Origin of the sequence: Actinomadura sp. SCN-SB, assembly GCF_043906805.1 — a bacterium.
GTDB lineage: Bacteria > Actinomycetota > Actinomycetes > Streptosporangiales > Streptosporangiaceae > Spirillospora.
Window position 1 is genome coordinate 1 of sequence record NZ_JBIMPP010000055.1, and the last position, 14,761, is coordinate 14,761.

At 70.4% G+C, this 14,761-nt stretch carries 13 protein-coding genes and 1 tRNA gene; 4 read left to right on the forward strand and 10 right to left on the reverse strand.

Features of this window, described 5'->3' with window-relative positions; genetic code table 11:
- Positions 1-81 precede the first annotated feature (81 nt).
- From ACGWYJ_RS28490 to ACGWYJ_RS28505, 4 genes are read right to left on the reverse strand one after another with little or no spacing between them, the layout of a single operon-like run.
- The gene (locus tag ACGWYJ_RS28490) at positions 82-879 is read right to left on the reverse strand and encodes an enoyl-CoA hydratase/isomerase family protein (RefSeq protein ID WP_395109488.1); all 798 of its coding nucleotides are present in this window, start codon (positions 877-879) and stop codon (positions 82-84) included.
- Positions 879-2,138: a CaiB/BaiF CoA transferase family protein gene (locus ACGWYJ_RS28495; protein ID WP_395109489.1), complete on the reverse strand. Its 1,260-nt coding sequence runs from the start codon at positions 2,136-2,138 to the stop codon at positions 879-881. Before ACGWYJ_RS28495 ends, ACGWYJ_RS28490 begins: the two co-directional genes overlap by 1 nt.
- A 43-nt stretch (positions 2,139-2,181) precedes the next feature.
- On the reverse strand, positions 2,182-4,332 hold the full coding sequence (locus ACGWYJ_RS28500; protein WP_395109490.1) for a hydantoinase B/oxoprolinase family protein: 2,151 nt from the start codon (positions 4,330-4,332) through the stop codon (positions 2,182-2,184).
- 24 nt (positions 4,333-4,356) lie between these two features.
- Positions 4,357-6,414, reverse strand: a complete 2,058-nt coding sequence (locus ACGWYJ_RS28505) for a hydantoinase/oxoprolinase family protein (RefSeq protein ID WP_395109492.1) — start codon at positions 6,412-6,414, stop codon at positions 4,357-4,359.
- A gap of 205 nt (positions 6,415-6,619) precedes the next feature.
- Between ACGWYJ_RS28505 and ACGWYJ_RS28510 the strand changes: the two genes are divergently transcribed.
- From ACGWYJ_RS28510 to ACGWYJ_RS28520, 3 genes are all read left to right on the forward strand, one after another.
- Positions 6,620-8,446 carry a helix-turn-helix domain-containing protein gene (locus tag ACGWYJ_RS28510; protein ID WP_395109493.1) on the forward strand — a complete coding sequence of 609 codons (1,827 nt, stop codon included), beginning with the start codon at positions 6,620-6,622 and terminating at the stop codon, positions 8,444-8,446.
- A 102-nt stretch (positions 8,447-8,548) separates the two neighbouring features.
- Positions 8,549-9,823 carry a hydroxymethylglutaryl-CoA reductase, degradative gene (locus ACGWYJ_RS28515; RefSeq protein WP_395109495.1) on the forward strand — a complete coding sequence of 425 codons (1,275 nt, stop codon included), beginning with the start codon at positions 8,549-8,551 and terminating at the stop codon, positions 9,821-9,823.
- Positions 9,820-10,755 (forward strand): hydroxymethylglutaryl-CoA lyase, encoded by a 936-nt coding sequence (locus ACGWYJ_RS28520; protein ID WP_395109496.1) that lies wholly within the window; start codon positions 9,820-9,822, stop codon positions 10,753-10,755. The genes ACGWYJ_RS28515 and ACGWYJ_RS28520 overlap by 4 nt, the downstream gene beginning before the upstream one ends.
- A gap of 17 nt (positions 10,756-10,772) precedes the next feature.
- Here the strand turns inward: ACGWYJ_RS28520 and ACGWYJ_RS28525 are convergent, their stop codons facing one another.
- The 6 genes from ACGWYJ_RS28525 to ACGWYJ_RS28550 form a co-directional block, all read right to left on the reverse strand.
- On the reverse strand, positions 10,773-11,375 hold the full coding sequence (locus tag ACGWYJ_RS28525) for a hypothetical protein (RefSeq protein WP_395109497.1): 603 nt from the start codon (positions 11,373-11,375) through the stop codon (positions 10,773-10,775).
- Positions 11,376-11,548: 173 nt separating this feature from the next.
- A tRNA-Ser gene (locus ACGWYJ_RS28530) sits at positions 11,549-11,636 on the reverse strand.
- A 10-nt stretch (positions 11,637-11,646) separates the two neighbouring features.
- Positions 11,647-12,084, reverse strand: a complete 438-nt coding sequence (gene tadA / locus ACGWYJ_RS28535; RefSeq protein ID WP_395109538.1) for a tRNA adenosine(34) deaminase TadA — start codon at positions 12,082-12,084, stop codon at positions 11,647-11,649.
- 55 nt (positions 12,085-12,139) lie between these two features.
- Positions 12,140-12,577, reverse strand: a complete 438-nt coding sequence (locus ACGWYJ_RS28540; protein ID WP_395109498.1) for a tRNA adenosine deaminase-associated protein — start codon at positions 12,575-12,577, stop codon at positions 12,140-12,142.
- 158 nt (positions 12,578-12,735) lie between these two features.
- Positions 12,736-13,221 carry a tRNA adenosine deaminase-associated protein gene (locus ACGWYJ_RS28545; RefSeq protein WP_285700264.1) on the reverse strand — a complete coding sequence of 162 codons (486 nt, stop codon included), beginning with the start codon at positions 13,219-13,221 and terminating at the stop codon, positions 12,736-12,738.
- Positions 13,222-13,367: 146 nt separating this feature from the next.
- The gene (locus tag ACGWYJ_RS28550) at positions 13,368-13,814 is read right to left on the reverse strand and encodes a hypothetical protein (RefSeq protein ID WP_395109499.1); all 447 of its coding nucleotides are present in this window, start codon (positions 13,812-13,814) and stop codon (positions 13,368-13,370) included.
- A 133-nt stretch (positions 13,815-13,947) separates the two neighbouring features.
- Here ACGWYJ_RS28550 and upp point away from each other — a divergent pair, with 133 nt between their 5' ends.
- Entirely contained in the window at positions 13,948-14,586 is a 639-nt protein-coding gene (gene upp, locus ACGWYJ_RS28555) for a uracil phosphoribosyltransferase (protein WP_285700268.1), read from the forward strand.
- Positions 14,587-14,761: the final 175 nt, after the last annotated feature.

A 14,761-nucleotide genomic window follows, 5' to 3' on the forward strand; every position in this document is an offset into this window, starting at 1 on the left:
GGGGACCTGGTGATCCCGCGATCCCCGAAGGACGCGCCCCCACTCGACCGATGATCTACAGCACTGTCATTCTCTGGCCGATCAGCGGGTCGGCTTCACCGTGCCGCCACGAGATGGGAAGTTCGGCGCGCGGCGTTGGGTGAAGGCGGCGATGCCTTCGCGGGCGTCCGGTGAGGTGAAGGCCTTCTGGCCGTAGAGGGCTTCGCTGTGGAACGCCTGATCCTGCGGGAGGTCACCGAGCCTGAGCACGGCCTCCTTGATGATCCCCAAAGCGGTGCCGCTACGAGCCACGAGCCGATGGGCGCGGTCGAGCGCGGACTCCAGCAATGCCGGAGCGGGAACCACCTCGTTGAGCAGTCCGTATCGGAGTGCCTGCGCCGCGGAGATCCGGTCTCCCTGCAGCATCAGCTCCATCGCCCACGCGTAGGGGATCTGCCGTGTCAGCCTGGTGAGGGTACCGCCCGCCGGGACGACGCCGACGCCGCTCTCGGGAAGGCCGAACTCGGCGGTGTCGGCCGCGATGCGGATGTCGGTGGACAGCATGATCTCGAAGCCGCCGCCCAGGCAGAGACCGTTGATCGCGGCGATCACGGGCTTGAACAGCGTGGTGTGCTTCTGATGCGCGGCGTCCCATTCGGAGATGTCGAACCGCCCTTGCGCCAGGGCCGGGATCGATTCGGTAAGGTCGGCCCCCACGCAGAAGGCGCGGTCGCCGCTGCCGGTGAGGATCGCGACGGCGATCGAGTCGTCGCCGCGGACCTCGGCGAAGGCCGCGCCCAGTTCCTCGTACATCGCGAGCGTCAGCGCGTTCAGCTTGCCGGGACGGTCGAAGCGGATGATCCCGACCGCCCCGTCGCGGTCGAGGGTGATGCCGCCCATCAGATGACCTTCTTCTCGCGCAGCTCGGCGATGCGGTGCTCGTCGAGGTCTGCCAGCGCCCGCAGGACGGTGTCGGCGTGCTCGCCGACCTTCGGCGCGAGACCGCGCGGCTGGGTGGGCGTGCTGCCGAGCTTGATGGGCGAGCCGAACATGCGCAGTTCGCCGAAGCCGGGATAGTCGACGTCGACGACCATGTCGCGCGCGGCGATCTGCGGGTCCTCGACGACCTCGCCGATGTCCTTGATCGCGCTCAGCGGCACGGCGTCGCCGACGATCTCCTCCAGTTCGGCCTTCGTCTTGTCCTCGAACCATTTGTGCAGCAACGGCCGGATCCGCCGCTCGTAGACCTCGGGCTCGAAACGTTTGGCCATGGTGTCGATCTCGGGGTCGTCGGCGAGCTCGGGCTGCCCGAACAGGTGGCAGGACAGGCGCCAGAACTTGTCGGTGTAGCCGCCGAAGAACACGAACCCGTCCCGGCACGGGTAGAGCTCGTAGGGCTTGACGAAGGGGTGCTCGTTGCCCAGCGGACCGGGGACCTTGCCGTCGACGGAGTAGGACACCACGGCGTTCTCGGTGAGGCTGAGCACCGAGTCCTGCTGGGACACGTCGACCATCTGCCCCTCCCCGGTCTTCTCCGCGTGCCGCAGCGCGGCCAGCGTGCCGATGACCGCGTACAGCGTGGCGGACAGATCGCCGATGATGGTGCCGACGCGTACGGGAGGCCGGTCGGGAAATCCGTTGATCGACCAAAGCCCGCCCGCGGCCTGCGCGCTGTTGTCGTAGGCGGGCCGGCGGCGATAGGGGCCGGTCTGCCCGTAGCCGGAGATCGCCGTGTACACCAGCCGTGGGTTCTGCGCGCGCAGCGTGTCGTAGCCGACGCCCAGCTTGTCCATCGTGCCGGGCCGGAAGTTCTCGACCAGGACGTCCGCGCGCCGCACCAGCTTCTTGAGCAGTTCCTTGCCGTCGGGCTGGGACAGATCGAGGGTCAGCCCGAACTTGTTGCGGTTGAACTGGGCGAAGAACCCGCTGAACTCCTCGCCGGACCCGGCCTTGAGCTTCGGCGGGAAGTCGCGGGCGTAGTCCGGGTCCCTGGGGTTCTCGACCTTGATCACGGTCGCCCCGAGGTCGCCCAGCAGCATCGAGCAGAAGGGGCCGGCGACGACCCGGGTGATGTCCAGGACCACGATCCCGCGCAGCGCGCCCTCGGACGGCCCGCCGGGAAGCATGCCCGCGATCGCTCCGTTGTCGTTGATGGTCATGTTCGCCTCTGATCCATAAGTCGGCCGTCCATGAGCCGGCCGGTCAGCCCACGGCCGAGTCGACCCTGACGCGGGCCTCCAGAAGGGTGCCACACGCGGGGCTGTAGTACTCGTCGATCACGACGCGCCGCCCGTTGGTGCGCGGGCGGACGCGGATCCCGTACGTGGCCAGCCGGTCGGCCGCCACATGGGTGACCTTCCGCGCGGCCCGGCGCCAGTCCTCCCCCGCGTCCAGGCGGGCACCGCTGGCCGGGACGAACCAGCCGTTCGCGTCGCGGCGCGGCGCGGAGGACCCGGCCGGCAAGGCCGCCGGGACCTGCCGGACGGGGGCTTCACCGAGCCGTTCCTTGCGGATCTCGGCACGCGCCCGTGCCGTGGCGGCCTTGTCGACGATGCCGTCGGCAAGGACCACGCCGTAGGTCCGCCGCGCGGCCTGGGCGGTCACATAGCCGTCGCGGACGTCGGCCGCGACCAGCTTCGGGTCGCGCAGCAGCGGGTCGCCGTAGCCTCCTCCGCCCGCGATCCACTGCACGAACACGTCCCCGGCGCGGATCGTGACCGACTGCTGGTTGATCGCCAGCAGTTCCTTCTCCTCGGCGCTCAGCGCGTCCCGGGTGGGGACCCGGCCGGCGTCGAGCAGCCGCGCGACATCCGTCCGGCGCCAGACCTCATGCCCGCTGCCGCCACCGGGCAGGCCGCCGCCGAAGCCGTCGGCGACCACCTGGGCGCTCGGCGCGAACACGGTCTGCGTGACCTCCCGCGCGCCGTGCAGCGTCCAGGCGAAACGCAGGCCGAGGCCACCGCGGTGGGCGCCGTGGCCCGCGCTGTCGACGTCGAGCTGCTTCCACAGGTAGAGCACCGGGTAGAGCATCTCGTTCATCTCGACGTCGGGAAGCATGTTGTTGACCTGCGTCATCATCCCCGCGCAGTCGAGCCCGTCGCCGTCGGGCTGGGCACCGGCGCCCATCCCGCCGCCGTCCATGTTGAACAGTACGAAGTACTCGCCGCCGTCGTTGGTGCCCGCAGAGATCCCGCCGGTCCACGAGTCGCCCCACACCCCCTGTGTGCGGTTGCGGACGGTGTCGTCGTCGCTCCTGTGGCACGCATCGTTCATGAGCTTGGTGACCAGGCGGCTCACCCGGGCGCCGGTGGTGAGGTGCCCGTTGCTGATCGGCGCGGGCGGCCGGGGGTTCACGATCGAGCCGGGCTCGGCGACGATGTCGAACGCGGTCATGACGCCCTCGTTGAACGGGACGTCCCAGGCGAGGATCGGCACGATGGCCGTGGCGACGCTGCCGACCAGGGCTCCGTAGCTGCAGTTGACGAACCCGTCGGTCTGCTCGCTGGAGCCGGTGAAGTCGAAGGTGATCTGGTCGCCGCTCTTGGTCATGGTGCAGGCGACGCGGTACAGCTCGTCGACGTGCCCGTTGTGTTCGGTCCACTCCTCGGCGCTGTAGCGGCCGTCGGGGATCGCGCGGATCCGCTTGCGCACGACCTGTTCGGCCAGTTCGAAGGAGAGCCGGGTGTAGTCGCGGAACCGTTCGAGCCCGAACTCCTCGATGGTGCCCAGCAGCCGCCGGATGCCGGTGTTGTTGCTCGCGACCAGGCTGCGCACGTCGTTCCAGAACAGCGTGGGCACCCGGACGTTGTTGAGCAGGATCCGGCGCACCCACTCGACGGGTTCGCCCCGCTCGAAGACCTTCACGCCGGGAGGCAGCCGCAGCGCCTCGGCATAGCAGTCATGGGCGCCGGGGGCGAAGCCGCCGGGGGTCATGCCGCCGACGTCGACCAGGTGGGCCTGCGACTGCGCCCAGCCGATCAGCTCGTCGCCGTGGAAGATCGGTGAGATCACGTTGGTGTCCGGCGGGTGGCTCGCGCCGGCCGTGTGCGGGTCGTTGCAGATGAACGCGTCGCCCGGCGCGAGCGGCTCGCCCTCGATGGCCTCCACCAGATTCCGCACGGCGACGCTACCGGATCCGATGTGGAACTGGACGTAGTCGGAGTATGCGTAGATGCGGCCGGTGGGGTCGAACAGGGCGGTGTTGAAGTCGCCGGCCTCGGTGATGACCGGGGAACCCGACGAGCGGATCATCGCGATGCCCATCTCCTCCACGATGGAGTCCAGGCGCATCCGGATCACCTCGAGGGTGACCGGATCGAAGCCCTCGGGCAGCTTGGGCTGGGTGCTGGTCATGGGTCGTCTCCTTCGGCGGACGGATCAGCGGTCGGCGAGGCCGAGCAGGAAGTCGCCGCCCTCGGTGAGCTCGACGGTGGCGCCGCTGGGCACGTAGACAGTGGTGTCGGACTCCTCCAGGAGGCAGGGACCGGCGGCGCGGCCGAGCGCGCCGAACCCCCGGTGCACGTCGATCTCGACGCATTCCCCGGTCAGCGGCTCCAGGACGGTGCGGCGGGTGAGTTCGTAGGAGTCCTCGTCGGCGCCCACGATCTGCTTCACCGTCTGCACGTCGCTGCGGCCGATGGCCCGGACCCTCGTGTTGATGAGCAGGATGTCGGCCTCCATCCACGCGGTGCCGGTGCCGAACTCCTCTTCGTAGTCGGCGATGAAGCGGTCGCGCAGCGCCTCCTTGTCCGCCTCACCGAACGTGCTCGTGGGCAGGCGGGTGGTGACCTCGAAGATCTGGCCCACGAACTTCATGTCGGCCTCGCGCTGGAGCTCCCGGCGGTCTTCGGGGATGCCCTCGGTCTCGAACCATGCCCGCGCGCGTTCCTCGAGGGCCGCGAACTCCTTCTCCAGCACCTCGGCCGGCTGGTCCATCGTCCACGGGCTCGTCTGGACGGCGGAGAAGACCGAGTCGGCGTGCATCAGGCCGTAGGCCGAGAACACCGCGGCGTTGCGCGGGATCACGACCTCCCTGACCCCGGCCTCGGCGGCGATGGCGGCCGCGAAGAGGCCGCACGCGCCACCGAAGCCGATGAGGGTGAACTCGCGCGGATCGTGCCCCCGGTTCACCGTGATCTTGCGCAGCGCGTTGGACATCTGCGACGTCGCCAGCCGGTACACGCCCTCGGCGGCGGCGTCCTCGGAGATCCCGAGAGGTTCGGCCACGTGCTTGCGCAGCGCCGCCCGCGCCTTCTCCTCGTACAGGGGGACGGTGCCGCCCAGGTAGTAGTCCGGGTTGATCAGGCCGAGCACCAGCGCGGCGTCGGTGACCGCCGGCCGGGTGCCGCCCTTGCCGTAGCAGGCGGGGCCGGGCGTGGAGCCCGCGCTGTGCGGGCCGACGCGCAGCAGGTTCCGCCCGTCCACCCAGGCCAGGCTGCCGCCGCCCGCCCCGATGGTCTCGATGTCCACGGCGGTCAGGCTGGTGGGCAGGCCGCCGATCTCGGCCCGGGGCAGCAGCCGGAACTCCTCGTCCAGGATGGCCGCGGCGTCCAGGCTCGTGCCCCCCATGTCCGCGGTGAGCACCCGGCGACGTCCCATGCGCTTGCCCAGCAGCCGCGCGCCGGTAACGCCGCCGACCGGGCCGGAGTTGAACATCGAGATCGGGGCCTTGCCGGTCTCCTCCACCGACAGGAATCCGCCGTGCACCTGCATGATCTGCACCCTGGTGCGCAGCCCCCTGCCGCGCAGGTCCGCGGCCAGGTGCTCGAAGTGGGACGCCACGATCGGCTTCACCGCGGCGTCCAGCACGGTGGTGACCATCCGCTCGTACTCGCGGTAGACCGGGGTGAGGCGGCTGGACAGCGTGTACGGGACGCCCGGGTGGTGGGTGTCGAGGTACTCGCCGATGGCCTGTTCGTGTACGGGGTTGCGGAACGACCACAGCAGGCAGACCGCGATCGCCTCCGCGCCGGCCGCCAGGACGGCGTCCACCGCGGCGGCGATCGCGTCCTCGGTGAGCGGGACCAGGACCTTGCCGTGGGCATCGACCCGCTCGGTGACCTCGACGATGCGACGGCGTTCCACGATGTCCGGTGGCGCGGACATCTTGTGCGGGTCGCGTTCGTCGGTGCGGGCCGAGCGGGCGATGCGCAAGGTGTCGCGGAACCCCTGGGTGGTCAGCAGCCCCACCGCCGCGTATTTCTGCTCGTCCACCGCGTTGGTGACGATGGTGTTGCCAAGGACGAAGCGGTCGATGGCGGCGAAGAAGCCCGCCTCCGTCATGCCCACCCGCTCCCGCAGCACTTCAAGGGCGCCGAGGATCCCGGTGGTGACGTCCTTGGTCGAGAACGCCTTGCCGCGGATCACGCGCCCGTCGATGATCGCCACGGCGTCGGTGAAGGTGCCACCGACGTCGATGCCAACGTGAAGCGCCATGGTCGCCGTCCCCTTCGAATGGGTTGGTGCCGACGGTCCCGGACGGGCGGCCCGTACGTCCGCACCAACGGTCTGTTTCGATTCCCGGGAGATCTCGCCATCCCTGCCGTGGACGGTACGGCCGCCACCCGGTTCAGACTATGTATCATTCGTCCACTATCAAGAAAAAGTTACTGGTCGATCAGCACAGCAAGGCGGGAGCGGCATGGCGAACAGCATCCCGGTCGAGACCGTCGTCGACCTGCTTCAGGCCGCGTCGACCGATCAGGAGGTCGACGTGGACGGCCTTCTGTCGGAGGCGGCCCTGCCCGAACGGGACGCGGCCAAGATCGCCTACGAGGTCCGGCGCCTGCGCGCGACCTCCGATCACTGGCGCCGCCGCGGGCGGGAACTGTCGGCCCTCTTCTCGTCGGCACGCGAGCTCGCGCAGTTACGTGATGTGGACGAGCTGCTGGGGCGGCTCGTCGAACGGGCCCACGACCTGATGGGCACCGACATCACCTATCTGTCCGAGTTCGACTCCGGCAGCAGGGAACTTCGGGTGCGGACCACCCTCGGCGCGATCTCGGCGTCCTTCCCCGGGCTGCGGGTGCCGCCCGGCATAGGTCTGGCCAGCCAGGTGGTCGAGGGCCGCCGGCCCTGCTGGACGTCCAAGTACGCCGCGATGACGGACGTGCCGCACGACTCCGGCATCGACGCGGCGGTCAGGGCGGAGGGCCTGGTGTCGTTGCTCGGCGTCCCGCTGCTGGCCGACGATCAAGTGCTCGGCGTGCTGTTCGCCGCCAACCGTTTCGAGCACGCCTTCTCCCCCGAGGAGATCTCCCTGCTGTCGGCCTTCGCCGACCACGCCGCGGTCGTGCTCCAGACCGCCCGCCTGCTCGCGCGGGCGCAGGACTCGGCCGATGAGGCACGCCGCGCCTACGCGGAGCTGACCCGCCACGTCCAGGCCGTCGAACGGGCCGGAGAGGTCCACAACGACCTCACCAACCTCATCCTCCAAGGCGGAGACGCGCCCGACGTCGCGACGGCGCTCGGACGGGCGTTGCGGTGCCGCGTCAAGCTGCTCGACACCGGCACCATCGATGAACCTCTCCGTGAGGCCGTGGACCGCAGCCGCCAGAGCGGACGGTGCGTCCCCGTCGGGGACGGGGGCTTCGTGGTAGCGACCGTCGCCGGGCCGACGCCGCTCGTGGCCCTGCTGCTGGAGCAGGGCGAGGTCACGTTCGGCCCCGTCGAACTGCGCACCGCCGAACGCGCCGCACAGATCACCGCGCTGCTCAACCTCAAGCAGGAGGCCATGATCGAGGCCGAGAAGCGGGTCCGCGGCGACCTGCTCGCCGACCTGTTGTCCACCTCCCCCGCCCGCCGGGCCGACATCGCCACCCGGGCCCGCGCACAGGGCATCCGGCTCGGTGAGCTGCGATCCGTCGTGGTGGTCTGCGTGCCGTCCGAGCGCCGCCGTGACGCCATCCTCGCCCTGCGCCAGATCGGCGGCCTGGTCGGCGGGCACGCCGAGCATGTCGTGGCGCTCACCTCCGATACCGACCCGCGCACCGCGAGCACACACGTCCACCAGGTGGTGAGCCGCGCGATCCAGGTGCCGGTCCTCGCGGTCGGCGCCGGCGTCGCCCACGACCTGCGCGCCGAAGTGGACACGGCCTCGGCGTGCCTGCGGATCCTGCCGTCGCTCGGACTGGACGACGCCGCCGTCACCACCGACGAATACCTTCCCTACACCGCCCTCTTCGGCCCCGGCGAAGCGCGGGTGAACGCCTATGTGCGGCGCGTCATCGGGCCCGTGCTGGACTGGGACGCCGAACATTCGGCCAAGCTGCTGCCCACGCTGGCCGCCTACCTCAGCAACCGGATGAGCACGGTCGGTGCCGCGCGTGCTCTCCACCTGCACAAGAACACGGTCCTGCAACGCATGGAACGAGTGACCCAGCTCCTCGGCGAGGACTGGCAGGAGCCGGACCATCTCTTCCGGATCACCGTCGCCGTCCGCCTCGCCCACCTGACCGATCGCCCATAGACGACCCGTCAAGCATGGACGGTTGGTCCGTTCCGCGCAGATCTTGCGCGAACTAACGTCCTTCCCTGTCACTGCAACCACAGTCCTAGGCGGGGAACCGACATGCCGCGCACCAGCCGTATCCAGCGTCTCCGGGACCTCTCCGTCGAGGACCGGCGCAAGTCCGTCGCCGACGCCGCCGGCCTCGACCTTGAGGCGATCGCCGCCTTCGATCCCGCGCACGGCCTCACCGCCGCGCTGGCCGACCACATGATCGAGAACGTGACGGGGATCTTCGGCGTCCCGATCGGGGTCGCCACGAACTTCGTCGTCAACGGCTCGGAGGTGCTCGTGCCGATGGCGACCGAGGAGGCGTCGGTCGTCGCCGCGGCCAGCAACGCCGCCAAGGTCGCGCGTGTGCGCGGCGGGTTCACCACGTCCTCGACCGCGCCCATCATGCAGGCGCAGGTCCAGATCGTGGGAATCGCCGATCCCGAGGCGGGACGGGTGCGGCTACTGGAGGCCCGCGAGGAGTTGATCGCGCTCGCCAACGCCCAGGACCCCAAGCTCGTCGAGTTCGGCGGCGGCGTCCGCGACATCGCGGTGCGCCTGGTCCCCTCGCGCGCCGGCACCTATGTCGTCGCGCACCTGCAGGTCGACGTCCGCGACGCGATGGGCGCGAACGCGGTCAACACGATGGCCGAGGCCGTCGCAGCCCGGGCGGCCGAGATCGCGGGCGGCAAGAGCCTGCTGCGGATCCTCACCAACAAGGCCGACCTGCGGCTCTCCCGGGCGCGCGCGGTGTTCGACGCCGACACGCTCGGCGGCCCCGACGTGGTCGACGACATCATCCACGCCGCCGCGCTCGCCGAGGCCGACCCCTACCGCGCGGCGACGCACAACAAGGGCATCATGAACGGCATCACCGCGGTCGTCCTCGCCACCGGCAACGACACCCGCGCCGTCGAGGCCGGCGCCCACTCCCACGCCGTCACCTCCACCGGGCGCTACACCTCGTTGTCCCGGTTCGAGAAGGACGCCGACGGCAACGTCGCCGCGGTCCTGGAACTGCCCATGCCCGTCGGCCTCGTCGGCGGCGCCACCAAGGTCCATCCCGCCGCCCAGGCGGCCATCGCCCTGCTCGGCGTCCGCACCGCCACCGAGCTCGCGGAGATCATCACCGCGGTCGGCCTCGCCCAGAACTTCGCCGCCGTCCGGGCTCTGGCCACCGAGGGGATCCAGCGCGGCCACATGTCCCTGCACGCCCGCAACATCGCCTCGACCGTCGGGGCGACCCCCGAGGAGGTTCCGGCCGTCGTCGCCCGGCTCGTCGCGGACAAGAAGGTCCGCGCCGACCACGCCGAGAAGGTGCTGGCCGAACTACGGGCCGGACGATGAGCGGGTACGGGACGGGGCGGCTGCCCGGCCTCCCCGAATCCGTCACGATCTGCGAGGTGGGCCCCCGTGACGGGCTCCAGAACGAGCCCGCGGCGGTGGACACCGGCGTGAAGATCGAGTTCATCGAGCGCCTCGCGGAAGCGGGTCACACCCTCATCGAGGCGACGAGCATGGTCCACCCCGCATGGGTACCCCAGCTCGCCGACGCCGAGGACGTGCTCCGCCGCCTCGACCGCCGTCCCGGCGTCCGCTACCCCGTTCTCGTGCCCAATCTGCGGGGACTGCGGCGGGCCCTCGAGCTGGATGTCACCGACATAGCCGTGTTCGCGTCGGTCACCGAGAGCTTCGCCAAAGCCAACCTCAACCGCACCGTGGCCGAATCATTCGAGATGTTCGCCCCCGTTATCGCCACGGCCCGCGAGGCCGGGATGCGGGTACGCGGCTACCTCTCCATGTGCTGGGGCGACCCTTGGGAAGGAGCGGTCTCCACAGACCAGGTCCTCACCGTCGCGACGGCGCTGACCAACCTCGGCTGCACCGAACTCAGCCTTGGCGACACCATCGGCGTGGCCACCCCGGGGCGGGTCAGCGCCCTCCTTCAGGCGCTCGCCGCCTCCGGGATCCCGATCGACCGGATCGCCGTGCACTTCCACGACACCTATGGTCAGGGACTTGCCAACACGCTCGTCGCGCTCCAGCACGGGGTGACCACCGTGGACACCTCAGCGGGCGGCCTCGGTGGCTGCCCCTACGCCGGAAGCGCCACCGGCAACCTCGCCACCGAAGACCTCCTCTGGCAGCTCGAAGGTCTCGGTATCCGCACCGGAATCGACCTTGCGAAGATGGTCGAAACCAGCGCCTGGCTCGCCGAACGGCTGGGCCGCCCCAGCCCCTCCTCGGTCGTCCGCGCGCTACAAGCTCCGTCCACCTGATCCCGCCCCGGGCCCGCTCATCGGCTCCTGGTACGGGGGTGGAGGTCTTCCAAGTCGGCCTTGATCTGGAGGGCAAGGAAGCGGGAGAACAGGCGGCACCCGTTCAATCCGCCGCCCATGATCCAGAAGCCGTCCTGAGCGGTCCGGCGCCACATGTTCCGCATGAAGCCCTGCTCGTCGAAGCCCCAGATCGCACCCACGCGGTCGGCGACGGCGGAGCCGAAGAGGCGGTGGACCGCCTCGCTCTGGTTCTCGTAACCGGTGGCCAGGACGATCAGGTCGGCCGGGATCTCCGTCGCGTCCCTGAGGCGCAGCCCCGCCGCGTCGCAGGTCTCGATGTCGCGGTAATGGACGAGGCGGATCTTCCCCTCGGCGATCAGCTCGGAACAGCCGACATCTCGCCAGTCATTTCCGACCAGAAGTCCCCGAAACTTTTTCGCGGAGTCGAGTTTTTCGAAGTATGCAGACTTTCTTGGCCCAAGGCGCCCGCCGCCCTCTCGCCATCGCACCCGGTAGAGGGGGTTGCCGTTTGAAAGGGTTTTCTTCTCGATCCCCTCGAAACATTTTGTCCATGTGCGCGACTTGGCTCTGCTGGCGCCCTTTGTCCTCTTCGTCGTCAAGTCCTGTCCGCCTCCAGGTGGCCCGCTCGATCGAACATGCTGTCGATCTATGGTGGCCGATCGCGGGACGGTTCCTCCTGGTCTGTCTCACGACGCGGGACCCCCTGGGGACCCCCTGACACGGAAAAACCGCCCATGACGTTGCGTTTTCGCACGTCAGAGGCGGTTCAGTGTGGCGGTGGTGGTGGGATTCGAACCCACGGAAGGTTGCCCTTCACACGCTTTCGAGGCGTGCGCCCTCGTCCACTAGGCGACACCACCGCGGGGAAGCCTACCCGACTCGGCGGCGCGCGAAGAACTCGGCGAGGAGGGAGCCGCACTCGTCCGGCAGGACTTCGGCGATGACCTCCGGACGATGGTTGAGGCGGCGGTCGCGGACGACGTCCCAGAGGGAGCCGACGGCACCGGCCTTCGGGTCGGCGGCCCCGTACACGATGCGTTCCACGCGTGCCTGGACGGCCGCGCCCGCGCACATGGTGCACGGCTCCAGGGTGACCACCAGGGCGCAGCCGGTCAGCCGCCAGGTGCCGAGGGACGACGACGCGGCGCGCAGCGCGACGATCTCCGCGTGACCGGTCGGGTCCGCGGTTCGCTCGCGGTCGTTGTGGCCACGGCCGATCACCCTGCCGGACGCGTCCAGGACGACGGCGCCGACCGGCACGTCCCCCGCGTCTCCGGCACGGCGCGCCTCGGCGAGTGCCAGCCGCATCGGCGCCGCGTACTCGGCCTCGGGCCCGGGTGCCGGGCTTCCGGGCGTCCGGGGTTCAGTCACGGAGGCGGTCGAACTCCTCGCCGAACCCGGCGAGCTCGGCGACCGTGAGCAGGGCGTCCCCGGGCAGGGCGCGCTCGCCCAGCTCGGTGAGCCGCTTGGCGTCGACACCGAGGTCTTCGAGCAGCGCCGGGTCACCGCCCGGCTCGCCGTCCGGGACCTCGCCCACGAGCTGGTGGAAGAGGGAGCCCAGGCCGTCCTCGCGCACGGTGGAGATGAAGGCCAGCGGCTCGCTCTCCCCGTCCAGGCGCAGCACGGCGAACCAGTCGTCGTCCTGCTCGATCAGCAGCACGACGGGGTCGCCGTAGGACTCCACGGCCGCCTCGCGCATCAGGTCGGCGATGTCGTCGACGCCCTCGGCCTCGGTGAGCACGGCCTCGGTCCCCACCCAGCCCTGCTGGGTCTGCGCGAAGACTGCGGCGAAAGTGGACACCCACTCATTGTGGCGCACAAGAATGCGCCGGTCACACCCCTTCCACCGGCCTGTCCGCCACCACCGCCCCGTACGGAACGGGATCAGGGCGGCATGGGGGACGAGCCGGTCGCCGGCGCGGCGCCCCCCGGACGCCGGGAGCGGGTGGGACGGCCGGGTCAGGTGATGGCGTCCAGGGCGCGTTCGAAGGCGGGGGCGAAGCCGATGCGGCCGGCGATGCTCAGGAGCATCTCGTCCGGGTAGAGCTCCAGGTCACCGGAGATCGCGCCCAGCTCCATCTCGTCCAGGCCCAGGTCGGCGAAGATCGACATGTCGCCCACCGGCAGGACCTGGTCCAGTTCCTCGTCCTCGGGGATCGGGATGTCCAGGCGTTCCAGCACCTGCCCGGCCAGCGGCCAGTCCACCGAGGCGGTGACGTCGGAAAGGAAGATCATCACCTCGTCGCCGAGCAGCCTGATCGCCACGAAGAAGTCGTCGCCCACCGACACCAGCCCGATCGTCCCGCCCAGGCTCGGCTGCTGACGCAGGGCATGGATGAGCCCGTCCAGGTCCTCGGTCAGCGCGACCGGAAGGACCTCGGCCTCCCAGCGTTCGTCCTCCCGGTACACCACGACGGCGAAGTCCGTCGCGTCCACATCCGTCATTTCCACCCCACCGGCGCCGTTCCTGCCAGGGCATGGTCGCAGATGCGGCACGCCCTCGTGTCCCCCACCGCCAAACTGGGAGCCCTGACCCTCCGTGAGGAGACGAGACAGCGTGGGCGGCGCCCGGCAAATCTACGCGATCGGGTTCAATGCAGGCGGAACGTCCGGCGGCGTAGCGCCGCGTGGATCCGTGCGCGGCGCGAACGATGCGGGGTCACCCGCTGCCGCAGCTCCCGTGCCTCCGCCAGTTCGCGCAAGAAGATGGCGCGGCGGCGCAGGCGGTCGCGGACCTCCTCGGGCGTCACGGCGTCCAGGCGCGTCCCGGGGTCCTGGTCGTGCCGGTCGTCCCCGTCGTTCGGGACGGCGAGGCCGTACGGGACCTCCGGGCATCCGGCGGTCTCGGTGTCCGCGCCGGACGCGGTCCGCGCGTCCGCGTCCGGGAGACCTGCCTCGCCGAGCGTCGCCTTCGACGTTCCTCTGGGCGGCGTCTTCGTCCGAGGCGCGGTGGCCTTCGCGCGCGCTCCGGTGACCTCCAGGAAGGCGTCATCGGCCGACGCGGCGCGTCTCGGCTGCTGGTCGCGATCTCGGGTCATAACGGCATCGTGCCCCGCTCGAGGTCCTCCTATCCTTCCCCCTCGACTGTACGAGGAGTGGGCCAACCCCGGTCGCCCCGGACGGCGCCAGGTGGGACGTCCGGCTCCCTGGGCACGCAGGTACGGTGTGCGCATGCAGACCCTCGCCGTCGACCACCCGCTCGTCGCGCACAAGCTCACCACGCTGCGGGACGTGAACACCGACTCCCCCACGTTCCGCCGCCTGGCCGACGAACTGGTCACGCTGCTGGCCTACGAGGCCACCCGCGATGTCCGGGTCGCGGAGGCCACCGTCCAGACGCCGCTGTCCCCCGCCAAGGGCGTGCAACTGGCCAGCCCCAAGCCGCTCGTCGTGCCGATCCTGCGCGCCGGGCTCGGAATGCTCGACGGGATGGCCCGGCTGCTGCCCATGGCCGAGGTCGGGTTCCTCGGGATGATCAGGGACGAGGGCACGCTCCAGGCCCAGACGTACGCCACGCGGCTGCCGGAGGACCTGTCCGGGCGGCAGTGCTACGTCCTGGACCCGATGCTCGCCACCGGCGGCACCCTCGCCGCCGCGATCAGGCTGCTGTTCGAGCGCGGCGCGGACGACGTCACGGCGATCTGCCTGCTGGCCGCCCCGGAGGGGCTGACCTACCTGGAGAAGGCGTTCGAGGGCACGCGGGCGCCGATCAGGGTGGTCACGGCCGCCATCGACGATCGCCTCAACGACCAGGGCTTCATCATGCCGGGCCTCGGCGACGCGGGGGACCGCCTCTACGGCGTCGTCTGACCCGGCGGCCGTCGGCTTCGCCATCTCCGGAATCCCTCGGATCGGCCGCTCCCGCGGCTCTCTTCGCATCCCTGCCGTATCCCTGCCGTATCCCTCCGGTATCTCCGGCCCGTGACCGGCGTCGGCGCGGGCGGTACTTCTTTGACTCGGCCAAAGCTCGGTCACGCGCCGTCGC